The following is a 23,425-nucleotide window of genomic DNA, read 5'->3' as shown; positions in this document are numbered from 1 at the left end:
CAGCAAACACATTCGGCGGGCCGGAGACAAGCGCGACGCACTTTGCTACCCGACCATTCCGCCCGCGAGCTGGTGAAGCTCGTCAGCCACCCGCTTGCGATCGGCCGGAGTCAGCCGGTCGATGAACAAGATGCCGTCCAGGTGATCAACCTCGTGCTGAAGGGCTCGGGAAAGCAAGCCCTCCGCCTCGAACTCGACCGGCGCGCCATCGAGATCCGTGCCCCGGACACGAACCATCGCTGAACGCTCCACGTCGCCGTGCACGCCGGGAATGCTCAGGCATGCCTCGCTCCCTATCTCGCGTTCCGCACAAAGCTCGATCTCCGGGTTCACCAGCACCATCGGCATGTGTTTGTGCACCGGCCGCGATTTGCCGCCGATGCGCAACACGCTGGGACGCTTTTTCGCCTCACGCGTGTCGATCACGATGATGCGTCGGGCGACACCGACTTGATTTGCCGCAAGTCCGCAACCGTCGTGCGAATACATCGCTTCGAGCATATCGGCGGCAAGCCGGCGCAATGCGTCGTCCACCTGCGCAACGGGCTCGGCCTTGGCGCGAAGAACGGGATGACCGAGTTTTGTGATGGCAAGCATGGGATCAGGGCTGGGCCTCGCCGGGAGGACGAGCGAAGGCCGGCAGATTCCGGATCCCGGCCTCCCGCAGGGCGTCGATGATGCGCACTATCACACGAAAGGGAACACCCTCGTCCGCTTGCAGCGCGATGCCTCGCTTGGGGTCCGCCTCGTTGGCGCGTCGTAATTCCTCGGCCAATCCATCCAAGGCAATCGGCTTGCCGTCCAATTGCAAAGACTGCTCGTCTTTTACTTCGAGAATAACCGGCGACTCGGCGGACTCGCCCTTGACGGCCGACTTCGACTCGGGCAAAGCGATCTTCAACTGCGGCAGACCCTTTTTGAATGACGTCGTGACGATGAAAAAAATCAGCAGAATGACAAGGATGTCGATCAGCGAGACGATGATGACATTCGGCGCCCGCCGCTTGCGCGTGTAGAACTTCATCGCGCGGTCACCCCTCCGCGCCGTAGCACTTGGCCATGAGGTCGGCCGCCGCACCCTCGAGCGAGACCGCCATGGTCTCGACCTTGCGCTGGAAATAATTGTAGGCCACGAGACAGACCACGGCCACGGCAAGACCCACGATGGTCGTATTCAAAGCCTCGGAAATTCCACGCGCCACGGCCGCGGGATCACCGCCCTCGCCGATATTCGAGAAAATTCCGACCAACCCCGACAACGTTCCAAGCAGGCCTAGCAACGGTGCTATGCCCGTGGCAACCTCGAGCAGGACGAGGCCGCTTTCCATCCGCACGATCTCGTGGCGGGCACGCATTTGGACGGCCTCGACGTTCTCCTGACGCGGCCAGCGCAGGTGCTCCAGGCACACGGACAGAATCCTTCCAAGTGGCGTGGGACTCGACTTGGCCAGGAAAACGAGGTTCTCGAGAGACTCGCCAGGCTGCAACGCCTCGACCGCTGTCTCAAGATCGCGGGGAAATATCAAATTCACCCGCAGCGCCGCCGCGCGGAACAAAATCACCGCAAGCGCGGCGATGGACAACACGAGCAGGAGGGCCATGAATAATCCTCCGCGGGCAAAAAATTCGAACGCTGCATGCAGGGCCTGTGTCATGTCAATTCGTGATGATACTGAAGGTGTAGTCTATTTCGATCTGCCCGCCTTCCAGCGTCGGCAAAATGTCCGGTGGAATCGGAGGTATCTCGGCGGCGAGGATAGACTCGAGCGTGACGATTTCAAAACTTTCGTTGGAGCTGTTCGAGATGACGCGCGGTTGCCGGACTTTGCCGGTCCGGTCCACGGTGAAAACCACGGATACCGTGCCGTAGCTGAAAAGATCCATCCTTGGTCCGATGAAATGATACCAACTCGAGCCGATCGCGTCGCTGATTGCCTTGCGATAGCGCCCTAGAGGTGTTGCCATGGATGCCACGGCCGCGCGACCGCGATTGCTGACGCTTCCGCTGATCCGGGTCGGACGCGCGTAGCGCTGGAATGAGGGTTTCGCCGAGGGTTGCGGCGGCTGCGTTTCTCGCGGTTCCTTCGGCTTCGGCTTGGGTGTCGGAGCTGACACTGCGATCGACTCCTCCGGCTGCGGAAGTTGGCTTTCTGTCCTTTCCGCGGGCGTGGGTTGCGGTTCCACGGGTTCGGGCGGTTTCGGCGGCGCAGGTGGGACCTCCGGCGCAGGTGGCGCCGTGTCGGGCTTTGCCAGCGCGAGCGCCTGCTGCTCGAGTTCGAGAAACTTCTGATCACTCCCATCTTGCGAGGGCAATGCCTCCCCTCCCTTGGCCGCATCGGGCGATGCAGCCGCCGTGTCGCGGTCGGATTCGAAACGTGCATTTTCATCCGGCTGCGATTCGGGTGCCGACGTGTCGATGAATCGCGAATTTTTCTCCGGCTCGGCGGGCGGCTGGATCAGCGTGATCGAGACCTCGTCCACCGGAGCCGATGGCTCGAATGCCCCGCTCGCATAAAACCATGCGATGGTCAGGATGAGAGCCACGTGAATGAGCACGGATAGCAGCAGCGCCCGCGTCGCTTTGCGCCGGTCAGTCTGACGCCCTGCAGTGCGCACCGTGGTCATCTTCCCCTCCTTCCCTCCGTGATACGCGCATGATGAAACAAATACTGTTGTGCGTAGCCCGCGTGCGGACCGAACCGCCGTGCCATCCGCTTTTCCAAAACCGCAGGCGAAACCTTCCCGCGTCCACGCCAGTAATGCCGCTGCAAGATGCGTGCGATCCAGACATCCACTGGAAAGGCCGAAAGCCGTCCGTAGGCAAAAAGAATCACGCAGTTGGCCACCTTCCGGCCGACTCCCGGCAGAGTGCAGAGCGCATCGCACAGGGTTGGATCATCGAGAGCCTTCCACTTTTCGAGATCGGCCTCGCCCGACGCCACGCGCCGCGCCGTGGCATGCAGGGTCTTGGCGCGAAACCCGAGCCCGCAGGCCCGCAAGTCATCTTCATCGGCATCTGCCAAAGCAGCCGCCCCGGGATAGCAACGAAGGCTTGTTCCCTGCACGCGGCCGCCGAAACGCGCGCGCAACGCGAAAGACATTTGGCGGATATGTGCGACTTGTTTCATCGAGGAAGTGATAAACGTGGCCAGGCACTCCCACGTCGGTTGCCGGATTATTCGCAGCCCCCGGCAAAACTCCAAGGCCGCACCCATGGTCTGGTCGCCGGGAAAACTCGCGTAAATCGAACTCAAATCGTGGTCCATCGCGAAGTAGTTCCGGACCGATGGCTCCCGCCCTTTGAGAATGGTCAGCGCGCCGTCATCTTCGCGGACTACGGCATGCATGCTCCCGATCAATCCCTCCCACGTTCCGTCCTCGCGTTCGTCCCAATGAAACACTTGACCGCATTCCAAGGTAGCTCGCAGATTGATCATTGCTGCAGGCTGTTCGCTCTTTGGTCGCAACCGGGAAACTGAAACACCGTCAAGCCGTCCGGCTACATCAACTTGACCGGCAGAAAGAATTCCAGAGCGCCGGCGTCCGGGGCCGGCCTGCCGTGGACGTCGATCGCGATGAGCAGCGCCTTGCGGACATGCAACTTGCCGACATCACCCATGCCGAGCAGCGCCGCCGCCAGTCCGCCCAAATCCGGCTGGTGCCCCACGAGCATCACTGACGCAAATTTTCCGTAGGCTTGCAGTTCTTCCATTGCACGCCACGGGTCCATGCCACAGGCGGCCCACGGAACTTCAACCGGCTCGATTTTCCCCAGCTCGCTCGCGACGAGTCCGGCCGTTTCCGCAGCCCTCACCACGGGACTGGAGAGAAGAACATCGGGCCTGATCTTGTGTTGGCGGCAGAACTTGCCGACGCGTCCTGCTTGCACCCGCCCCTTGTCCGTTAGGCGTCGCTCGTAATCGCGCGACGCGAGGACCTCCGCCTCGGCATGCCTGAGGAGATAAAGAAGCATGGAATCCCGCGTGGCGCCTACATCACCATGCCGCCATCGACCACGAGGGCCTGCCCCGTGATGTAACCGGCTTCGGCCCCGGCGAGAAAGGCCACTGCAGACGCGATATCTTCGGGCTTTCCAAACCGCCCCAAAGGAACACGCTCCACGACCGCGGTGCGGATACTCTCGGGCAGCACGTTGGTCATATCCGTCTCGATGAATCCGGGAGCGACGGCATTGACAGTGACACCGCGGCTGGAAAGCTCGCGGGCGATTGTTTTGGTCAGGCCGATCAACCCCGCCTTGCTCGCAGCGTAGTTTGCTTGCCCCGCATTGCCCATGATGCCGCTCACCGAGCTGATGTTGATGATACGGCCGCTGCGCTGCTTGGCCATCGGCCGCTGCACCGCGCGGATAAAGTTGAACGCGCCCTTCAAATTCGTGTCGACCACAACATCCCAGTCCTCGCTGCTCATCCGCATGCTAAGGCCGTCGCGCGTCAGTCCGGCATTGTTGACGAGGATGTCCACCTTGCCGAAGTCGCGGATGATGGCATCCGCCAGCTCCTGAACCGCATCGAAGTCGGCAACATCGACGGCGTAGGCCTTGGCCGCATCGGCGCGCGCCGCATTGATTGCATCCGCGGTCTTCGCCGCATTTGTCTCGGTGCGGCTGACCACGGCGATTTTTGCTCCCTCGTCGGCCAAGCGCCGCGCAATAGCCTCACCGATACCACGACCGGCCCCCGTCACAATCGCCACCTGTCCTTCAAATTGCTTGCTCATAAAGCGCCTTAATTAGCAGCCGCGCCCCTGCGCGTAAACCCCAACCACGCCGACAGGGCGTCCTCAGCAAATCCATTGCCTCCGCCGGCCGCCTGCGGAAGACTCAGGCCTCACTTCGGCTGCTCAGCAAACCCTGAGCAGTGAAGATTCTTGTATGACCAAGCCGTTCAGCTTTTTCCTCGCGCTGCGCTATCTCAAACCGAAGCGCACCTTTCTCAGCCTCATCACGGTTATCTCCATACTCGGGGTGACATTGGGAATCATGGTCCTGATCCTGGTGATTTCGGTGATGACCGGTTTCGAGCAGGAGTTGCGGCGGAAGGTCCTGGGCTTCGACGCGCATCTCGTCGCTGGGGGCGAGACCATCCTTGCGGACTGGCCAACGCAAGCGGCGCAGATACGCGCGGTTCCGGGGGTCACCGGCGTGGCGCCGTTTGTCCAAGGCCCGGTGCTCGCCGAATTCGAGGGACGCCGCATGGCACCCAAGGTGCGCGCGATCGACGCCGAATCGGAGAAGGCCGTCACCAACCTGCAGGAATTCATGGTCGCCGGCGAGTTGAAGCTCGACGGAGACGAGACCGTGGTCGGGTCCGCGCTTGCCGGAATACTGGGCGTCGGCATCGGTGACAAAATCACCGTTTATTCGCCCGGCAACTTGACGGAGATAGTCAACGAGATCAACAAACTCGAGTCGGGCAAAGCCGAGACGAAGGACGCCTCGCAACTCCGCGAAATGGTGCTGCCGCTGGAACTCACGGTGACAGGAATTTTCGAGTCCGGCCGCTACCTTTATGACTCCGAATTTCTCTTGGTTCCCCTGCACATCGGCCAAGAACTCTACGGCCTCGGTGACGGCGTGCACGGCCTCACCATCAAAACCGTTCACCCCTATCAGGCCGCTGCGGTGCGCGAAGCCATCTATGCCGCGGTCGATCCCTCCCCGAACATCTCGACCTGGATGGACATGAACCGCGACCTCTTCGAAGCCATCCACATGGAGCGCAATGTGATGTTTTTTATCCTGCTGTTCATTGTCATCGTCGCGGCTTTCGGCATCATGAACACCCTCATAACGGTCACAGTCCAAAAGACGCGCGAAATCGGAATCCTCAAGGCGCTTGGCGCGCGCACCGGTCAGATCATCGGCATCTTTGTAGGCCAAGGCATCGTCGTCGGCATTTTTGGAACACTTATCGGACTCGGCACCGGCATCTGGCTCGTGCAATACCGCAACCAAGTGAGCAACTGGCTTTCCGGCGTGCTCGGCATCGAGATCTTCCCGAAGTCCATCTACCAGTTTTCCGAGATCCCCGCGGAAATCGTGCCGTCCGACATCGCGATCATCTGCGCCAGCGCATTCCTCATCTGCACCGTCGCCGCGATTATCCCCGCATGGTTCGCCGCACGGATGGATCCTGTCAGCGCCCTGCGTTACGAGTAGGGCGCCGCTCTCTACCCAAGCAAGAGATACCCGGCCAACCCGCCACCGAGGATCGTCAGCGCCGGATTGATGCGCGTGACGCTCAAGATCACTGCTACCGCCGTGCCGATCCCGACAGTTATCAAGTTGAATTCCCATCCTCGCGCGGGATTGAAACTCGCTGTTTTTCCGAGCGCGTAGCATCCCGCCAGCATCAGACCAATGACGATCGGCGCCATCCCCCGCTGCACGGCATCACGCCAGGGAGAGCCCGCCGCAGCGTCCCACATCTGGCTGACAAAATAGCAGAGCAGGCATGCAGGAAAGAAGAAGGCAAAGAGCACCGCGAGAAGACCCGCGAAGCCGGCAACCTCGTAGCCGACGAGGATGACGCACGTCATGTTGGGGCCGGGCGCCAACTGCCCGAGACTGTAAATCTCCGCGAACTGCTGCGCCGTCACCCAATGATGCGACACCACCGTGTCATGCTTCATTTCCGGGAGCACGGCCGTTCCCCCGCCCACTGCAAGAAGCGAAAGCAGGGCAAAAACGTTGATCAAGCTGACTACCTTTGTCATGCCCCCTCCTTTTCCGTTCCGGGCCGGTTCATCCAGATCGCCAACGGGGCCAAAGTGACAAGCGTGACGAGCAGAGAGACATGAAAAACGCCCGCCAATACAAAAACGATGATGACAAACACGAGATCCTTCGCGCGGATCAATTGCTTCCAGCCGATCTTCAGCGTCACCTGCAAAAGAAGGCCGGTGGCCGCGGCAGCAACGCCGGTCAGGACGAGACTGATCCCCGGTTCCTTGCGCAAAGCGACGTAGGCAAAGCCGAGAATGGTGACAATCAGCGCCCCTGGCAAAACCATGCCCAACACGGCCACCACGGCACCGATCGCACCGCGCAGTTTCCGGCCGACAATGACACTCATATTTGTCGAATTAAGCCCCGGCAAAGTCTGCGCGATTTCCAGAGCAGCCATGAATTCCTCCGCATCGAGCCAGCCTTCCTTTTCCACCAGCGCACGGCGAAGATAGGCAACAATGCCACCGCCGAAGCTCGTCACGCCGATGAGCGCGAACACCCCGAAGATGCGCGCAAGCGAAACCCGCTGAACAACCGGAGTTTGGTCACTCATGGTTGACCACCGGCTTGTTGCCCAGACCGTAGACCAGCGCAGTTTTTGTCGTGCCCAGCATCACCCAGTCGGCTGCGGTCTTCTGCAACTCGCGGTGGAATGTCTCCGCTTTCTCGAGCGTCATGGCATGGACATCATCCGACCGGTTGAACTTGCACTGGAATGCAAATTCGCCGCAGACCGGCTGCTCGAGCTTGCGGCTCCGCCAGACGGCGATCGTGGTCTTGCCGTTGTAGTGGTGCCCGAAATGTGAAACACCGGCATTCACCTGCACCTCCTCGACGGCCATGTCGTTGACCAACTCTATCGGCTCATCGCCTTTTTGCTCGATCGAACGGAACGCCGGGAACGCATGCGTGATATTCTTGAGCGCGAAATTCATGGCCTCTCGCGGAAGCGCCAGCACCGAATTGTGCGAGTAGATGGAACGTATATCGCCCAACCGGTCGGGACGGGGCAAAAGCTCCTCTTTGAACTTGATCCGCGTCTCGCCTGCCAAAGCGGGACGCACATCGACCTCCGCCGCCTTTTCGAATTCCGGATGCCGGAATTTCACGGTCAGCTCCGGCGTGCCCGCCGGCCAGCCTTCCTTGTAGAGCGTGCGCAGCCTCACGATGAAATGGTTGTTGTAGAGATCGAACTCCGGCGTGTCGAAAAACAGCACCTCCCGCACTTGGTTGGCAAAAGCGTGTTCGGACTCCTCCAAACGCACGTCAAGCTCCTTGGCCACGCGCTTCACCACCTGCCAGAAATCCTTGAAGCCCTGCGGCGAAGCAAATCGTTCCGGCCGCAGCAGGATTTTATATTCCCGGTAGTGCAGGTCGTCATGAGGACTATTGGAGGGGTCGTCGGCAAAATCGGGCATGGCCCCCGAAATAAAGCACCCCGCACCGCAAAAAGCGAATCTGTCCGCTAATTTACCAGCGGTCCAGTTCGTCGGACGGACGGAGCACTTCCAGCCGTGCGATGTAGTCGAAGTGCCGGTCGTCGGTGAGCACCGCGGCACCCGCTGCCTGGGCACAGGCGGCAATGAGGCAATCCTGCGCAGGCAAAGTAATCCCGCGACGGTCGAGAGACCACGCCAACTCGGTCGCCCGCGCCCATGCCGGATTTCCGGTCGGGATCATGATGAGCACGTCGAAAAACGCGCTCATATGCCTCCGCACACGCTCGACACGAAGCCCCCGTTCGACCTCGAGACGCACCATTCCGCACGTGGCAAGATCTGCCGGGCCGGCCCAATCCCCGAGCACCTCGACCGGATCGAGCCCTCTTCGCAGCAGCCCGATATAGACATTGCTGTCAACGAGAACGCTTCCGCTTTCCATGGATTCTCGGCGCCTTGTATGTCGCTCCCGGTTCCGCGGCACGCAGTGCTGCCACGTCGTAAGACGGCTCGACCGCAGCCCTCAGCTCGGCCGGAGTAAACGGACTCGGCTTGGAGACGATGGCCCGGAATCCGGCTTTCCGCGCCATCTCCCGCAAGGCCATATCCACGGCTTCCGTTTTGCTCTCGCAACCGTGTGCCGCCATAACCCTCTCCAAAAGCTCCTCGTCAATGTGCATGGTCATCTTCATGCCATACTTGGTATGGCATTTCGCCGTTCCCTGCAAGATTTTCTTCCGAAAAATCCCTGCGAATTCCGGTGATTCTTGGCATCGCGCGGCGGCCTGCGCCATCATCCCCCCGATGGACGCGCAAGCCGCCGCCGACTGGGAAAAGCTCCGCACATGGACCATGCCATTCGGAAAATTCGCGGGCCGCAAACTTTACGACCTTCCTGCCGAATACCTCTGCTGGTTCGAGCAAAAAGGTTGGCCGGCTGGCGATCTCGGGCGCCTCCTGCAAATTGTCCTCGAAGCCAAACGCCAAGGCGCGGACCACGCCTTCGCGCCGCTGAGAAAATGACCGCGACACCACGCAACGCGGAGTTTTCAGCGCTCAGTTTACAGTTTTCAGTAAAGCCCCAACCGCGTTTACTTCACCCATTCTGAAACTCACCGAATACCAAACACTGAATCACTCAATACTTCCTTCATGAAAATCACCAAAGACCACGCCGTTTTCTTCGACTATGAAGTCCGTAACAGCCGTTCCGAAGTCCTCGACAGCTCCGCCCAAGGCGGGCCCATGGCTTATGTGCACGGATATGCCAGCATCATTCCCGGATTGGAAAAAGCTCTCGAAGGCAAAACGGCCGGCAGCGAACTCAACGTCACCGTGCCGCCTGTCGAAGCCTACGGCCTGCGCGACGAGCGGCGCATGGGACAGGTTGACCGCTCGATTTTTCCGGCGGGCGCCGAGATCAAGCCCGGCATGCGCTTCCGGGCCACGAGCGAACACGGCACAGACAATGTTGTCGTGGTCGGCGTCGATGGCGACACCATCACCGTGGACGCAAACCATCCGCTTGCTGGCGAGACCCTGACTTTCCAAGTCACCATCCGCGATGTGCGACCCGCAACGCCCGAGGAAATTTCGCACGGGCATGTGCATCATGCGCATTCCCACGAGCATGACGGTTGCTGCGGGGGAGATGGCCATAAACACGACGACGGCGGATGCTGCGGTGGCCACGGCCATGGTGATGGCGGCGGTTGCGGCTGCCACTGAAATGCCCCGTCGCCTTGGAGGGCGGCTGTCAACAGCCGCCGCGCTCGCCGAAGTCCGCGCCATTTACTGCGATCTCGCGGAACGTCCTCTCGAGCGTCGATGCGAACTGCGCACCGAGTGCTGCCATTTCAAGCTCACCGGCAAAACACCTTACCTCACCCGCGGTGAAGCGCTTCTCGCCGCGCATGCACTGAGGACCACCGGGCGCAAGTCGCTTCCCTCGCGCAACGACGGCGCCTGTCCCCTGCTCGACGCCCAAACGTCGCGCTGTCTCATCTACGAAAACCGCCCCTTCGGATGCCGCACCCATTTCTGCGCCGCGGCCGGCGGACCCTACGCTCGCCGCGATGTGATCGACCTCATCCGTCGCCTCGAAACAATCGACGAACAGCTCGGCGGTGACGGCCCGCGCGCATTGCCAGGCGCCATCTCTTCGGTTCTTTAGCCGCGACCGAGCAAAATTCGAAGACTCGCAACCAGCCCTACCCGACCCTCACCGCGCGCGTCTTGTCCAAACGCAAAATCCCAGTTTGCGAGAGGTCGAGCATGGCTTTGGGGTCGGTGACTTTTTCTCCGCACCACTGCACGCTGCCTTGGATAACGAGGCGCCGCACGTCGCTGCGCGATTTGATCTGCTTGAAGCACTGAGCGTAAGCCTCGACGCCGGCGGTAATGACATCGATAAGCGGCACCGCAGGTCGGAACACCGGCAATTCGGCGTTTTCCAAGTCGCGTCCGCTGAAGCGCTTTTCGAACTCCTCCAAGGCATGGGCGGCGTCGTCATCGGAGTGGAACCTGGCGACCAGTGCTCGGCCCAATTCTTTCTTCGCGGACATGGGATGTTCGCCCTTTGAAAGCTCGCGCCCGAGCAACAGGACATACCATCGCGCCATGAGGTCGTCGGAGATGCTCATGACTTTGCCGAACATGCTGCCCGGCGCTTCATTCACGCCGACGGCATTGCCGAGGCTCTTGCTCATCTTCTGCGCGCCATCGAGTCCTTCGAGGATGGGAAGCATCATGGCCACCTGCGGCTCCTGGCCCTCCTCTTTCTGCAGGTCGCGTCCGACCATGATATTGAAAAGCTGGTCGGTGCCGCCGAGCTCGACATCGGCTTGGATCATGACCGAATCCCAGCCCTGCATGATCGGGTATTGAACCTCGTGGGCACGGATCGGTTGGGCCTTGTCCATGCGCTCGCGGAAGTCCTCGCGTTGCAGCATCTGCTGGAGAGTCACGCGGCTGTTGAGCTTGATCACGTCGGTGAAGGTCATCTTCTTGAACCACTCGCCGTTGAAAACGACCTTCGTCTTGGATCTATCGAGCACCTTGAAAGCCTGCTCCTGATAAGTCTTCGCGTTGGCCAGCACTTGGTCGTGCGTCAGCTGCGGACGCGTCGCCGATCGCCCGCTCGGATCGCCGATCATCGCGGTGAAATCTCCGATGATGAGGATACCCTCGTGGCCGAGATCCTGAAACTGGCGCAACTTTTGCAAACCTACCGTGTGCCCGAAATGGATATCCGGCGCGGTCGGGTCAACACCGAGCTTCACACGGAGACGGCGGCCGGCGGAAAGTTTCTTTTTCAGCTCGTCGCGACTGATGACCTCCGCGCATCCGCGACAGAGTGTTTCCAAGGCTTCGCCGGGACTCATACGATCAGCGGTTGCGATTGAGCAATTCGCGGACCTCGTCGATCGAGAGCGGCTTGCCCGCAGGCGAGGCGGCATCGATCGCATCCTGCGACTTGCCGCGCCCGAGGAATTGCTTGGTTGTGTCCATGCCGGGCGAACGCACGGCCATACCGCGCTCGGCATCGTAGGCCTCGGGCGTATCGACGGCCCGCGAGCCATAGATGCGGTCGGACAGCGCGTATTTGCGCAGCCCGCGCGCCGCATCAGTGGCGTATTCTTTTGGACCGAACCACGGGTTGCGGATCCCAAGAAATTTGCGCGTCCCAAACTCCCTCGTGGGAGCCGCCTTGGTCCCGCCAAAGTCGCGCGCCCCCGCGAATTCGCGTCCTTCGAAAGGTTGCGCTTCAAATTTTTTCGATCCCATCGGGTTGGCCTTGTCGCGTTGCGGATTCATGATGCGCTCCATCAAGCTCTGGTCCTGCTGCTGAGCCAAGGCCGCCGAGGCAAAGAGCATTGCCAGGATAAGTGCACGGCGTAGCATTCCTCCTGCATAGCCGACACAAGCGCGTGCTGCAACTCCCCTGCCGCGAGACATGAGTTCATCCGAGAGCCGACCCACATGCATAGCCGCGGCTGTTGCCACCTACAGGCGCGATCAGGAGCTGCGACGGCTCCTCGATTGCGTTGCAGACAGCAACGTCGCAGTGCAGGGCCGCGTCTTCGTCGCCGACAACGCTTCATCGCCGGAGACCCGGGACGTGTGCGCCCAAGCTCGAGTCCCATGCATCTGGCTTCCCCAACCTGCCAACAAGGGACCAGGCCCGGCGTGGAATGAGGCGATTGCAAAAGCCCTCGCAAATCCTGACGTCACCCATGTGCTCGTCCTCGACGACGACGTTGTGCCTGCGACTGACACTCTCGCGATTTTGCACGCCGCATTGAAGGCATCCGGCGCTGCGGCCGCTGCACCCCTGCTTTTCGACGAGAGCGGGTTGCTCTGGGGGTTTCCCGAACCGCGGGACGTTGAACTGCGGCGCGTCATTCGCCGCATCAATTCTCCAGCCCAATGTCGCGCGGCCATGGGAAACGAACCGCATGCGTTCTGCTGGGCCACGGGCGCGTGCATGCTCTACGCGAGAGTCGCTTTCGATCGGTGCGGGTTTTTTCGCGAAGATTTTTGGATGTTGGGCGAGGATCTCGAATTCTCGATGCGGGTCGCATACGCGTTGGGTGGTGTATTTACTGCCGCAGCGTCCGTGCAGCACCTGTCTCCCCCGTCCGATCCCGCGTCATCGCGCCTGCGACACCGCCTTAAATTCCTCGCGCTGCTTCAAAATCTCTCCTTTTTGGCCTTCCGGTCTCCGCACAGCGCGCACTTGAAAACCTACCTCGCAGGCAATTTCAAACGTTACGCCCTCACCGAAGGCTGTGCACCGGCGACGTTGCTCGACGCGTGGAAAACCTTTCTCAATGGAGCTCTGCGCGGGCAGCCGGCCGGAACGCCGTCCGGAGAACATTTGCGCAAGCGCGTGGAGCGACGCCTGCAAAAAGACCGCCCTGAATGAAACGCAAAGAAGCTGCACATCAAATCATCGCCGAAACCTTGCGCGAGATACCCGAGGAATTGCGCGCTGCGGCGCAGCAGGTGCCCGTCTGCATCGAGGAACGACCCGGGCAGGACCTCTTGGACGATGGCCTCGATCCCGACATCTTGGGGCTCTTTGTCGGCGCCCCACGGCACGAAGCCGACAACGAACCTGGTGCACCGCCGCAGATCATCCTCTACATGGAAAATATTCTCGAGGAATGCCGCTGCGAGGGAACCACTTTCGCGGACGAGGTGCGCCGCACCTACCTGCACGAGCTAGGACACTACCTCGGACTCGACGAGGAAGATTTGGCAGCGCGCGACCTTGATTGACCGCGCGCCGCCGGACAAGCGAGAGCGTTTATTCGCCGTCCGTCGTAGTCAGCTTGAAGAGGATTGCGGCCACGATACCGCCAGCAAAACATCCCGCGAGGTAGATCCAAAGCTGCGACCAGGCGAAAAGTCCTGCCACGCAGGCACCAACGGCCACGGCCGGATTGAAGGCGCCCCCGGAGATCGGACCGACGCTGAGCGCCCCGACCATCACCGTCGCACCAATGGCCAACCCGAAGTAGGAGTTGCCCTCCGCTTTTTTGGCGGTTGCGGTCTGCAGAACGACGTAAGCCAGAGCTGTTGTGAACAGAATTTCAGCCACAAAGACCTTGAGCGGCTCGGCTTGTAGCACCGTGATGCCGTCGGGCCCCACGAGGATGAAGGCTGTAAAGGCAGCCACCACCGCGCCGGCGAGTTGAGCAACCCAATAAGGCAGCAGTTGCGCGTAGGGCAACGCGCCGCGGATCGCCACGGCAAGGGAGACGGCCGGGTTGTAGTGACCGCCGGAAATCCGTCCCCCGGCATAGACCATCACCATGAGAGTCGCTCCTATGGCCAACGGTGCCAGCAACGGCGCGGCAACCACCCGTGTGGAGAGGCTGATGACAAGGAACAGGAAGAACGTCCCGATGAATTCGACAATATAGTTTTTCATAACAAGACGAGTGCTATTGGACGCCCAACGTAGATGCAAAGCCTTTTATGCCAGACGTTAGTTACTTCCTGTTCATGAAATCGCATTCACCGCGCGCGAGAGCAACACCGTGAGAACAACAATAGAAAGCGCCACCTGCAGCATCATCAAATACTTCGCCCTGCGGCACACTGGTGTCTCGATCGTCGGACCGAAGGTCGTCGATGTGTCGAACGAAAGATAAATATAGTCCGACAGGCGCGGCCTGGTCATCCGACCGTCACGTCCGGGAATGAGGAAAGCGCCGCCCGGCGTCGCGCGGTCGAGAATCCAATAGCACGCGGCAAACGTGAGCACGCTCATGGCCCCGATGGCTCCTACGTCCCAAAGACTTGCCAAACCCGTCGCCTTGGAAGTCGCGCTGAAAAGCAATGCGCCGACATCGACCACGAGATGCAACAGAGCGAACCCCAAGTAGGCGGATAACCCCGGAAGAATGATCTTCGAACAGGGACGCAAGATACCGATCACGATGAGCATGACCAAGAAAAGCAGCAGGAAGTTGCTACCGTAATGAAACGTCTGCACCACTGCGACACCGGCCTCGTTGAGTTCGCCGCTGCGACAGAGCTTCGTCGTGACAGCAACATCGAGCAACTGAACCGCGAACATCACGGCCGCCAACCGCCAATGTTCGCTGCTCCTCAATGGTGCGCCGCCATGCATGACACAATCCGCATAAACGTTTTACGATCGCACCGCCAGCGCCATCGCTCCACACGACAGCACAAATCGCCAAGGCGATCGGCCGTTGTTCTCTGCGCCGCGCGTAAAGGCCGTCTGGCAGCAATCACGCTCTTACGGCCTCGTCGATGGCCAGAATGCGCAAGCTCGGCGCGGCAACCGTCTCGCGCATCTACGCCGAGTTCACCCGGCGCAAAGCCGCCGAGCGCTTGAGCCTGCACTGCCCGGCCGTGCTCGGCATCGACGAGCACACGCTCCACCGCGGCCTGCGCTTTGCCACCACTTTCACCGACCTCAAAAACCACCGTGTCTTCGACGTCGTCGCCGGCCGCAGCTTGGCCGAGTTGCGCGCCTACCTCGACCGCCTCCGCGGCCGGGACAAGGTCCGCGTCGTCTGTATCGACCTTTCCAGCCCCTACCGCCACCTCGTCGCCCGCTGCTTCCCCAAGGCCAAGATCGTTGCCGACCGCTTCCACGCCGTGCGCGCCGTCATCGCGCACTTCCTGGAACTCGTCCGCCAGATCGCCCCGGAGACAAAGAACCACCGCGGCCTCTTGGCACTCTGGCGCAAGCGCCCTGAAAACCTCACTCCCGCCCAATGCCAGCGCCTGAGCGCCCTCTTCGGGTGCCGCCCGGCTCTGCGCCCTCTGCACGAAAAAATGCATGATATTCGGCGGCTGCTTAACACCAAAAACCGCACCAAGGCCCAGTGCAGACCGCTGGCGGCAAAACTCCTCGGCGCCATCGAAGAACTGCGCCATAGCGGCTTCCAACCTCTGGTCTCTTTGGCCAGAACCCTCCACTCTTGGCGCGAACCCTTGGCCGCCATGTGGCGCTTCTCCAAAAACAACGGCATCACCGAGGGCTTCCACAGAAAAATGAAGCTCATCCAGCGCCGCGCCTACGGCTTCAGAAACTTCCAAAACTACCGCCTCCGCGTTATCGCCCAGTGCGGCTAACCAACAACCCACACCAACACCATCAATACCAACATCCTACCCCCATTCAGTCCCCAAACTTTGATGTAGACCCCCACTGGGCTCGTAAAGAGGAAATGGCTAGGGAGGGAATCGAACCCCCGACATGAGGATTTTCAGTCCACCATGATTAAAGATTTGAATTGGAATTGTGGCTAATTCGTGGTCACTTTTCATTGTGAAGAAGAAGGCAAAGAAGGCAAAAATCGCAGATTTACCAGTGGGGGTGGGCGTCGGGCGGAACAGCAATGGCACAAAGGACTATTGGAAAGTTCGCCTCGGTAAGAAGTTCACAGGCGGGAAGGTCATCACCCGTAATTTTGAAACCTTGGCTGCGGCGCGGGAGTGGCTTTCGGAGGACGCCCCCCAACTCGCAGTGCCCAAGATCGATATTAAAACCCTCAAGGAACAGTCAGGGACGCAGGCATTCTCTCTGCCACATAAACAACTCGCGGAAGCGCTCGACGCCCTCCGTCGATGTAAGGAGGCAGGCATAGAACTCTCGAGCGCTATCGACTTCGCGATCAAATTCAACAAGCCCAAAGCGGGGAAGATTACCATCACTGATGCCATCCCAAAGTTGATCGAGTTCAAGAAGTCCAAGGACAAGCGCCCGACGTATCTCGAAAAATTGGAGGCCAAGCTCAAGCGCTTCGCTCGATATTTCCCCGCTAAGACGACCCTCAACGAGATCACTACGGATTCGGTTGAGAACTACCTCGCCTCGCTGGACCAATCGCCCGCGGGACAAATCATCGAGGCCCGTCATATTTCGGTTCTCTTCGGCTGGGCGGTGAAAAAGGGCTACACCCCCGAAAATCCCGTTCGTGGCGTGGAAAGACCACACGTGCACCGCAAGCCGCCAGTCATCATGCGTCCAGAGCAAGCTCTGGCGCTGCTCAACACGGCGGAAGAACTCACGCCATGGGTCGCCGTAGGTCTCTTCGCGGGCCTTCGGCCCGAAGAGGCGAAGCGGTTGGCATGGGAGGATATTGACTTCGATGCACGCCACATTGATCTCCCCGCGATAAAAGCCAAAGGGCGCACCCGCAGAATAGTCCCCTTCCTCGGCGAGATCGAAAAATGGATAGATCCCTTCCGACAGGAGAGCGGCCCCATCGTTCCGCCAAATTTCCGACGGCGTTTTTGGGCTATGACAGAAAGAGCGGGCTATCGTGCGTCGAACTCGAAAAAGGCCTCTGCGCTGTCGCATAAAGGGTGGCCCAAGGACGTCTTACGTCATTGCTTCGGCTCGTATCACCTCGCCAAATGGGCATCCCCGGGACAGACAGCTGAATTTATGGGTCACCGCAACTCGCAGATGCTTTACCAGCATTACCGCGAGGTCATAAAGCACAAGGCGGACATCGAAAGCTTCTGGGCACTCAAACCATCGGATCCGGAGAACGGAAAAGTCATCCGGGAAAAATTCAAGAACCAAGCAGCTTGATCGATTCGGTAGCTGTCGGGTTCTTTGATTTTTTCAGATCGTTGTCATTTTAGGCTCGTTTTTGCCTAAACAATCTGCTAGCTACTCTGTAGATGGCGGCGCTTATGAGCATACCCGCTCCCCAGAGAATCAGTTTTTTCAAGCCGAGGCCGGAGAATCGCTGTGTCTATTGCAATGCCACCAGCTACGGCTACGGCTGCCGGATCAGCCCCACTGGGCTGCATTACCATCCCAACGACCCGAACACCTGCCGCTACTGCGGCTCGACCAGCCGAGGCAAGGGCTGCAAGTTCAATCCCCCAACCACCCTGCACATTCGTGGCGTCGGCGGGAAGGTTTGCGTTTACTGCGGCTCGACCAGCAGGGGCAAAGGTTGCGCCCTCAACCCTCTCGGGATTCACGACCCTTTCGGGCCAACGTGATTCCCAATCAACACACTAACCATCAAACAACAATGCCATTCAAATTCATCGTAAAAATCGAAAAAGGCGGCATCCCCATGGAAGTCGAAGTCATGGCCCGCGACGCCAACGAAGCCAAAGCTCAAGCCCTGCGCCTCTATCCCGGCTATCGCCTCGCTGCAGGCATGTGGCGCATCAACCCCTCAGACGGCAAACGCATCCTCTGCGGCTAATAAACCGACCGATCCATGCCCTCCACGCAGCGCAAATCAGGAAAATCCGACCTCCTCGCCATCGGCTTGGAGGACGCTGCGCGTTGGCAGATCGATGGCAAGAAGCTCAAGCACGTAGGTGACAAGAGCGCGAACTGGCGACGCCTCACCGCGATCCCGAATTGCCTCTACGCCTTCTGCTGCGGAGACGACGTCCTTTACATCGGTAAAACGACCAAAACCCTCGCCAAACGCTTCGCGGGCTACTGCGATCCCGGCAACGGACGAGCGACGAACTGGAAATGCCACCAGAAAATCCGCGCCCTGCTCCAAGGGGGCAAAAATGTCCGCATCTTTGTCCTCCCGTCCCACTCGCACCTTTCGTGGGGCGGATTCGAGATCAACCTCGCCGCCGGGCTTGAGGATGCACTCGTCAAGGCGTTCAAGCCGCCATGGAACGGCAGCAATAAACATCTGCTTACCGAAACAACCATCAACGAAGAAGAACTCAACGAAAAGCCATGACCGAAAAACTTCAATCCATCCTCGAAGCGGAAGGACTTTCAGCCCTGCTCGGAAAGTTCAACGAACAAGGTGTAACCGATTCGATCCTGAGCGACTTGACCGACTCCGACCTCAAAGAGCTTGGCATCGATAAACTCGGAGAGCGAAAGCGTTTGCTCGCTGCCTTTAGCAAATCCGGTTGTGCCAGTGCGGCCGCAGTCTCCGTCGTTGAAGAATCTGCACCGCAAGGCGGTTCAAGGGCTGCATCATCGAAAACTGCCGCAACGCCTGCGGAAGCAACGAAGCATTTGCCTTGGGTCAACACCCTCGGCATGCCCTTTGTGCCCATCCCACGCTTCGAGACACGTTTCTGCATCTGGCCCGTGCGCGTGCAAGACTACGAGACCTATTGCATGGCCAGCGGCGCGAAGTTTCCCGAGATTCCCTTTGCCCAAGAATCAGATCATCCGATTGTTGGCGTCTCGTGGAACGATGCCATTGAGTTTTGCGTTTGGCTCACCGGCAAAGAACGTGCTGAGGGCAAGATTAACGACAAGACCGTTTACCGCTTGCCCACCGACTTGGAATGGAGTGCTGCAGTTGGACTTCCACACGAACCAGAAGCAACACCCGCGCAGCGACATTTGAAAGCTCCTGGTTATCCATGGGGGCTTCGTTGGCCGCCGCCGCAAAGTGCGGGAAACTATGAGCATGATCGTAGCGACCAGTGGGGCCTCGACCATCTAAAATCAGAGTTTCTTGAATTTAGCCACCAGCAGGAAAGCTATCTTGCCGAGAACCTTGACCTAGAACAAGAGGTTGGCAGGAGGCTTCTCGAGGAGGACAAGCAAGAGCTCAAGGAAAAAAGTCAACTGCTCAATTCGCTGTATGCAGAATGGCGTCGTGGGTGGCGGGCCGTCGATGAATTCGAGTTCACTTCAGCAGTAACATCTTTCTCCCCAAACGAAGCTGGGATTTACGATTTGGGAGGAAATGTGTGGGAATGGTGTATGGAGTCGGAAGCTAGCGACCGCTTTGCAGTTCTCAGAGGTGCTAGCTATGGAATCTGGCGCAATGCAGCGAAGGTTCACCACAAAATCGAACGCCTCATGCCATTCGAGGTTACACTCCCGATGCCTAACCAGGACGTGTATCGCTCGGCTTTCCGAGCTTGGGGTGAAAAGACTGCTGCACCCACAGTCTCAATGCTAATTCAAGGCGGTTTCAGCAACTTTCCAATTTCCGGAACCAGACTTGTACTCCAAACAGTTTAAAAACAAATGACACCCGAAGAAATTAAGAAACAGATGATGGGCTCCGCGGGCATTTCTCACGGAGCACGGCCGGTTTCACCCAAAACCAACATCAAGATGGTCACGGAGACGGACTCCAATGGCCAACCAGCGAACCCCGACGTTATTTCGAAGTGGGTTCGCACAGACGCAACCCAAGGCGAGCTAAAATACATAGTCTTGGAAAGCAATGATTGTCGTGGATTGACGGCTGCTCCAGAGGAGCATGCTGAATTTATGCAGGCAGCAGCCATGCCGGAAGGCGCAGTGCCACCCGAGGGGTTTGATCTACAATACCGCGAGGGCACTGGTAATGAGCACTTTTCTGTGCCCCGGTTAGTTTCTCGTGAGGAATTGGAGCAAGCACTGCTTAAATACGCTGCTGATGACAAGAGCTTTAAGACAGACTTTGAATGGCAAAAGCTTCCTCAAGACGAAGATCAGACAGAATCCAACGGCGAAGCATTGCCTGCACGGAATGAAGCTAAAACAGACCTGACTGCCGAGCCTCCAAAAATAAAGCCGTCGCACGTCACATCGATGCCCCTAGCCATTGTGCTCGCCGTCCTATTTGGGCCGTTTGGACTGCTCTACGTTTCTTGGAAACGTGCTCTGGTCATGTTGGTGCTTTTTATCGTTGGCGTCTCGCTGATTCCAAACAACGGCTTTGTGACCCTGCTGTTCTGGCTTGTCGCTCCAGTCGTGAGCATCTTCGCGCTCGGCGCCGGATCGCGCCAGACACCACCCGCGTAATCTCCCTTCCCCATCTTCCCAACACCCAAGGGAGCAAGCGTATGTTTCTAATCAGCGACAAGCAGTCCAAACGGCACGAAAAGATCCGCTCATATTTGCTGAAGGAGCCTAGTCCACTCGGAGTCCGTCGCGGCGAGAATTACGGCGATGACGCGTCGCTGAAGATTGCAACACACGAAACAACCTCGGCTTGATCATCGAGCGCAAACGCGACGGCGAGTTCTGGCTGTGGGTTACGAAGGAACCAGGTGCTTTGGGGGCTATCTTGTATTCGGCGGGAGACCGCTCGTCCTTCTCACCTTACGTGAATAACCCCGACTCGACCCCTCGCGGGGGCTCCGGCTACCTTGGCGGCCGCAAGTTTTCCGACTTGCCCGGAGTCAAAGCGTATCTTCGAACATTTGCTTCGGCAGTCACTTTCTGAATGCCCGCTCCAAAGCTTTCCGCTATCCTTAAACGCGCACTCACGGGGTGCGGATCAAAACCTTTCGATAAGTTGTTACTTGTCTTATCAGCAGCATTCAATGGCGAACGACAGCTGCGGGCGATCCCCCTGAATAGGCGTGGTTGCTTCACTTGGCCGAAGAGCGCTGGCGTTTACGTGATTCGAAGGAAGGGGCGCCGTCGGTCAGTATACGTCGGTGCAGTCGGACACATCAGGGCTAAGGGCAAGAAGCCTTCTTCTGGCAATTTCAGACACAGGTCCCAACGATGGACGCCCTATTGTTTCGACAATGAGCACAGACAATTCCGCTATGGCCCCAAGGGCAGAGGAGCCGAAAACAAGCGCTGCCAACTAAGTAAGGGATACGTCGACAATATAGATTTTCACTCACTTGAGATTTTCTGTTTCCCAGTTGCTGCAAACGATCGCATTGCACCTGCCGCCGTCGAGGCGCTCCTGCTGCAGATGCACGTTGAGCAATATGGCAGTTTGCCGGAGGCCAATCAGCAATTTTAGCGGCATAACTCAGCCTAACTTGGTGGGCACAATGCCCCCCCCACGCGGCAGAGACTTCTGCGCTCTCGCAACGAGATACTCGAAGACTCTACTCGCCCCCTCTATGCACCGCGGCCGTTGCCACCTTCAGCGTCTTCACTGGTTCCGCCCCTGAAGATGGCAACCGCCGCGCCTCCCGTCCTCCGCTTTCGCGGAGGACGGTGTAAGCGATCCAGCCAACAGCCACAACGAGCAGGATTACAAAGGCGATGCGCCAGACTTTTCGTGACGCGCAGAGATGTTCATTGAACTGCTCCAAGTCAGCGACTGCCTGCGAGAGTTCCGCCACGCGGCTTGTTGCTTCATCTCGTTCGTAAGTCGCACTCTTGAGGCAGCTGCAGAGATTGCGCGTTTCTTGATCGTGCTCCGCAATCACGATGCGGAGCGCGGCTTTCAAATGGCCGTCATCGAACATTTCGACCGGAACATTCTTCACATTGCGAAACATTTGGAGACCTGGGTGCACTTCAACGGAAGCCCCCGAAATTCGAGTCAACAACCCCCAATAGACCCCCGTCGCCAAATCCATGAGTTCGAGTCTTGGATCATCAGGCACACGGCAAACCAGCGTGCTGGCCGATTTCTGGCCGGGGGAGCGGTATATTGCTGCGAACACCGGCCGACCGTCCAAGAGTCCACACCGGCCGGTGCTCAAACCGCTGCGAGCGATGATCGCATTTCCCAACCGCACCCAATCCGTTTGGGTCGTTTCGCATGAATATCCGGCGGCCTCAAGTTTGGCTTTCAACTTTTCCACATCGGCGCCCGAGGCGGCTTCCTGCTGGATGAGGTTCTGCGGACTAATCGCAGCAGATGCCTGCTGGATCTCCTTCAACTCCCGAAGGTAATCATACTGCTTGCGAGGCGGGTCTGTCGGAATGTTTCTGTCGTAGATATTCATTTCAATTGAGGCTGGTTCTGCTTCGGACAGCTATTGGAAGATTCTTCCGCAGGGAGGTTCTTTAAAATGTCCATCACTTTGGCCATGACTTCGACTCCTTGGATCGCCGCTCGGGCATATGGACGCAGATGGGGACCACAAAGTGAGAGCAGTTGCCAGGCGACTCTTTCACGTCCAATCCACTCGCGCAGGATTTTTGCGATCTGCGCCTTTTTCCATTTGGCGTGTTTTGCCTCGCACTTTTCAAAGCGCCCCATCTCATTCTTGTTGAGGTCGCGCTTGAAGGAATCATCGAGCAATCGATGTAGTCGCAGGTCCAAAGGCTCAGCGGATGGGCCATGCCGCAGCGCGAAGTTCGCAAGATTTTCCTGCAGAATCCTATTGCCCGCGTAAGTGCCTGCGCCCAGTTTCGCAAGCCTCCACTCGCCGACCGCCCATGGTCCGAGCGTTCCAAGCCGTTGTCTTCCGTGGAGGTAGTGGTCATCCCCCACCCGCGTGATGTAAAAGTTGAAATGTGGACGCGAGGAGTCGTAGTGAATCGACGCGCCAAGCAACTTCCACCCCGTCTGGTCGGTAAGGTCTTCAGCAAGCCTCGGAAGCAGTCCATAAAGCTTGCTGGCAATATCAGCCGCATTCATGTCTCGGAGGAAAAGCGATTGCGCGGGGCTGAGAGAAACCGTCACCTCTTGGACAGGGTGCGGGCGCTTTCGACGTGTGCGGGAATCGCGCCCACTTTTGAGTTTTCGGGACTGCCAAAACCAACCGAACTCATCCCGTGCTGAGGCGAGTTGTCGCTCGAAGTCTTCGCCCGAAAGCAGTCGCAGAGAACCATCCACCTCCCAAAAACATTCCCCCCGAGGCAAGCCCAACGACTCATAATCCAGACCAAACTCCGCAGCAGCCTCATCAGCGATCGAAGGAATTGAAGCAGGTATCCACGCCGTGTAGCGGCTCTGTTTGCGTGCATATACATGCGCCGCGTGCGTTTTGCTGGAAGCGTTGCAATGCTTTTCCCCAGCACGGCTTTTAAGTCTGCGGCGAAGGCTCATAAGGCAGGAGAAGTGTGTGACGCGAACACCGAGAT

Annotated in this window: 31 protein-coding genes; 13 read left to right on the top strand and 18 right to left on the bottom strand. The window is 58.9% G+C overall.

What is annotated here, in order from left to right:
* Positions 1–45: 45 nt before the first annotated feature.
* The 7 genes from def to fabG form a co-directional block, all read right to left on the bottom strand.
* Complete coding sequence (gene def / locus FGM15_04945; protein ID MBU3665212.1) at positions 46–597, bottom strand: peptide deformylase; 552 nt, start codon at positions 595–597, stop codon at positions 46–48.
* A gap of 4 nt (positions 598–601) precedes the next feature.
* Complete coding sequence (locus tag FGM15_04940; protein MBU3665211.1) at positions 602–1,024, bottom strand: biopolymer transporter ExbD; 423 nt, start codon at positions 1,022–1,024, stop codon at positions 602–604.
* A 7-nt stretch (positions 1,025–1,031) separates the two neighbouring features.
* Positions 1,032–1,655, bottom strand: coding sequence for a MotA/TolQ/ExbB proton channel family protein (locus tag FGM15_04935; protein MBU3665210.1), 624 nt, complete (start codon positions 1,653–1,655; stop codon positions 1,032–1,034).
* A 1-nt stretch (position 1,656) separates the two neighbouring features.
* The gene (locus tag FGM15_04930; GenBank protein MBU3665209.1) at positions 1,657–2,625 is read right to left on the bottom strand and encodes a hypothetical protein; all 969 of its coding nucleotides are present in this window, start codon (positions 2,623–2,625) and stop codon (positions 1,657–1,659) included.
* Positions 2,622–3,437 (bottom strand): hypothetical protein, encoded by an 816-nt coding sequence (locus FGM15_04925; GenBank protein ID MBU3665208.1) that lies wholly within the window; start codon positions 3,435–3,437, stop codon positions 2,622–2,624. Before FGM15_04925 ends, FGM15_04930 begins: the two co-directional genes overlap by 4 nt.
* A gap of 62 nt (positions 3,438–3,499) precedes the next feature.
* Entirely contained in the window at positions 3,500–3,973 is a 474-nt protein-coding gene (gene sixA / locus FGM15_04920; protein MBU3665207.1) for a phosphohistidine phosphatase SixA, read from the bottom strand.
* 17 nt (positions 3,974–3,990) lie between these two features.
* Complete coding sequence (gene fabG / locus FGM15_04915; GenBank protein ID MBU3665206.1) at positions 3,991–4,740, bottom strand: 3-oxoacyl-[acyl-carrier-protein] reductase; 750 nt, start codon at positions 4,738–4,740, stop codon at positions 3,991–3,993.
* A gap of 154 nt (positions 4,741–4,894) precedes the next feature.
* Here fabG and FGM15_04910 point away from each other — a divergent pair, with 154 nt between their 5' ends.
* The gene (locus FGM15_04910; GenBank protein MBU3665205.1) at positions 4,895–6,181 is read left to right on the top strand and encodes an FtsX-like permease family protein; all 1,287 of its coding nucleotides are present in this window, start codon (positions 4,895–4,897) and stop codon (positions 6,179–6,181) included.
* An 11-nt stretch (positions 6,182–6,192) separates the two neighbouring features.
* Here the strand turns inward: FGM15_04910 and FGM15_04905 are convergent, their stop codons facing one another.
* The 5 genes from FGM15_04905 to FGM15_04885 are packed head-to-tail and all read right to left on the bottom strand — an operon-like array spanning position 6,193 to position 9,044.
* Positions 6,193–6,738 carry a chromate transporter gene (locus tag FGM15_04905; GenBank protein MBU3665204.1) on the bottom strand — a complete coding sequence of 182 codons (546 nt, stop codon included), beginning with the start codon at positions 6,736–6,738 and terminating at the stop codon, positions 6,193–6,195.
* Positions 6,735–7,304, bottom strand: coding sequence for a chromate transporter (locus tag FGM15_04900; GenBank protein ID MBU3665203.1), 570 nt, complete (start codon positions 7,302–7,304; stop codon positions 6,735–6,737). The genes FGM15_04905 and FGM15_04900 overlap by 4 nt, the downstream gene beginning before the upstream one ends.
* Positions 7,297–8,169 carry a hypothetical protein gene (locus FGM15_04895; protein MBU3665202.1) on the bottom strand — a complete coding sequence of 291 codons (873 nt, stop codon included), beginning with the start codon at positions 8,167–8,169 and terminating at the stop codon, positions 7,297–7,299. The genes FGM15_04900 and FGM15_04895 overlap by 8 nt, the downstream gene beginning before the upstream one ends.
* 52 nt (positions 8,170–8,221) lie before the next feature.
* Positions 8,222–8,632 carry a PIN domain-containing protein gene (locus FGM15_04890; protein ID MBU3665201.1) on the bottom strand — a complete coding sequence of 137 codons (411 nt, stop codon included), beginning with the start codon at positions 8,630–8,632 and terminating at the stop codon, positions 8,222–8,224.
* Positions 8,607–9,044 carry a hypothetical protein gene (locus FGM15_04885; GenBank protein MBU3665200.1) on the bottom strand — a complete coding sequence of 146 codons (438 nt, stop codon included), beginning with the start codon at positions 9,042–9,044 and terminating at the stop codon, positions 8,607–8,609. The genes FGM15_04890 and FGM15_04885 overlap by 26 nt, the downstream gene beginning before the upstream one ends.
* Between FGM15_04885 and FGM15_04880 the strand changes: the two genes are divergently transcribed.
* From FGM15_04880 to FGM15_04870, 3 genes are all read left to right on the top strand, one after another.
* A complete protein-coding gene (locus FGM15_04880; protein MBU3665199.1) occupies positions 8,995–9,213 on the top strand; it encodes a DUF3820 family protein in 219 nt (72 codons plus the stop codon). The two genes, FGM15_04885 and FGM15_04880, sit on opposite strands and share 50 nt — an antisense overlap.
* Positions 9,214–9,342: 129 nt before the next feature.
* Positions 9,343–9,918, top strand: coding sequence for a peptidylprolyl isomerase (locus FGM15_04875; GenBank protein MBU3665198.1), 576 nt, complete (start codon positions 9,343–9,345; stop codon positions 9,916–9,918).
* A 1-nt stretch (position 9,919) separates the two neighbouring features.
* On the top strand, positions 9,920–10,363 hold the full coding sequence (locus FGM15_04870) for a YkgJ family cysteine cluster protein (GenBank protein MBU3665197.1): 444 nt from the start codon (positions 9,920–9,922) through the stop codon (positions 10,361–10,363).
* Positions 10,364–10,400: 37 nt separating this feature from the next.
* On the opposite strand, the gene FGM15_04865 is transcribed toward FGM15_04870, so the two are convergent.
* Together FGM15_04865 and FGM15_04860 are read right to left on the bottom strand one after the other, a co-directional pair.
* Complete coding sequence (locus tag FGM15_04865) at positions 10,401–11,573, bottom strand: tyrosine--tRNA ligase (GenBank protein ID MBU3665196.1); 1,173 nt, start codon at positions 11,571–11,573, stop codon at positions 10,401–10,403.
* 4 nt (positions 11,574–11,577) lie between these two features.
* Positions 11,578–12,066 carry a hypothetical protein gene (locus FGM15_04860; protein ID MBU3665195.1) on the bottom strand — a complete coding sequence of 163 codons (489 nt, stop codon included), beginning with the start codon at positions 12,064–12,066 and terminating at the stop codon, positions 11,578–11,580.
* A 79-nt stretch (positions 12,067–12,145) separates the two neighbouring features.
* Here FGM15_04860 and FGM15_04855 point away from each other — a divergent pair, with 79 nt between their 5' ends.
* Together FGM15_04855 and FGM15_04850 are read left to right on the top strand one after the other, a co-directional pair.
* Positions 12,146–13,117, top strand: coding sequence for a glycosyltransferase family 2 protein (locus FGM15_04855; GenBank protein ID MBU3665194.1), 972 nt, complete (start codon positions 12,146–12,148; stop codon positions 13,115–13,117).
* On the top strand, positions 13,114–13,473 hold the full coding sequence (locus FGM15_04850; GenBank protein MBU3665193.1) for a hypothetical protein: 360 nt from the start codon (positions 13,114–13,116) through the stop codon (positions 13,471–13,473). The genes FGM15_04855 and FGM15_04850 overlap by 4 nt, the downstream gene beginning before the upstream one ends.
* Before the next feature lie 28 nt (positions 13,474–13,501).
* Here the strand turns inward: FGM15_04850 and FGM15_04845 are convergent, their stop codons facing one another.
* The gene (locus tag FGM15_04845; protein ID MBU3665192.1) at positions 13,502–14,128 is read right to left on the bottom strand and encodes a porin; all 627 of its coding nucleotides are present in this window, start codon (positions 14,126–14,128) and stop codon (positions 13,502–13,504) included.
* Between the two features lie 72 nt (positions 14,129–14,200).
* Positions 14,201–14,782, bottom strand: coding sequence for a hypothetical protein (locus FGM15_04840; GenBank protein ID MBU3665191.1), 582 nt, complete (start codon positions 14,780–14,782; stop codon positions 14,201–14,203).
* 197 nt (positions 14,783–14,979) lie between these two features.
* On the opposite strand from FGM15_04840, the gene FGM15_04835 reads away from it, so the two are divergent.
* From FGM15_04835 to FGM15_04805, 7 genes are all read left to right on the top strand, one after another.
* On the top strand, positions 14,980–15,810 hold the full coding sequence (locus tag FGM15_04835) for an ISL3 family transposase (GenBank protein MBU3665190.1): 831 nt from the start codon (positions 14,980–14,982) through the stop codon (positions 15,808–15,810).
* 196 nt (positions 15,811–16,006) lie between these two features.
* Positions 16,007–17,278 (top strand): hypothetical protein, encoded by a 1,272-nt coding sequence (locus FGM15_04830; GenBank protein MBU3665189.1) that lies wholly within the window; start codon positions 16,007–16,009, stop codon positions 17,276–17,278.
* 104 nt (positions 17,279–17,382) lie between these two features.
* Positions 17,383–17,700, top strand: coding sequence for a hypothetical protein (locus tag FGM15_04825; GenBank protein MBU3665188.1), 318 nt, complete (start codon positions 17,383–17,385; stop codon positions 17,698–17,700).
* 32 nt (positions 17,701–17,732) lie between these two features.
* Entirely contained in the window at positions 17,733–17,912 is a 180-nt protein-coding gene (locus tag FGM15_04820; protein ID MBU3665187.1) for a hypothetical protein, read from the top strand.
* Between the two features lie 15 nt (positions 17,913–17,927).
* Entirely contained in the window at positions 17,928–18,416 is a 489-nt protein-coding gene (locus tag FGM15_04815) for a GIY-YIG nuclease family protein (protein MBU3665186.1), read from the top strand.
* Complete coding sequence (locus FGM15_04810) at positions 18,413–19,669, top strand: hypothetical protein (GenBank protein ID MBU3665185.1); 1,257 nt, start codon at positions 18,413–18,415, stop codon at positions 19,667–19,669. The genes FGM15_04815 and FGM15_04810 overlap by 4 nt, the downstream gene beginning before the upstream one ends.
* Before the next feature lie 6 nt (positions 19,670–19,675).
* On the top strand, positions 19,676–20,440 hold the full coding sequence (locus tag FGM15_04805) for a hypothetical protein (protein MBU3665184.1): 765 nt from the start codon (positions 19,676–19,678) through the stop codon (positions 20,438–20,440).
* Positions 20,441–21,489: 1,049 nt separating this feature from the next.
* Here the strand turns inward: FGM15_04805 and FGM15_04800 are convergent.
* Both FGM15_04800 and FGM15_04795 read right to left on the bottom strand, forming a co-directional pair.
* A complete protein-coding gene (locus FGM15_04800) occupies positions 21,490–22,341 on the bottom strand; it encodes a hypothetical protein (protein ID MBU3665183.1) in 852 nt (283 codons plus the stop codon).
* A complete protein-coding gene (locus FGM15_04795) occupies positions 22,338–23,390 on the bottom strand; it encodes a hypothetical protein (GenBank protein MBU3665182.1) in 1,053 nt (350 codons plus the stop codon). The genes FGM15_04800 and FGM15_04795 overlap by 4 nt, the downstream gene beginning before the upstream one ends.
* Between the last annotated feature and the right edge of the window lie 35 nt (positions 23,391–23,425).

This window comes from Chthoniobacterales bacterium (genome assembly GCA_018883245.1).
GTDB lineage: Bacteria > Verrucomicrobiota > Verrucomicrobiia > Chthoniobacterales > JACTMZ01 > JACTMZ01.
The sequence above is the reverse complement of the archived record's forward strand: the minus strand, read 5'-3'. Positions and strand labels throughout refer to the sequence as shown.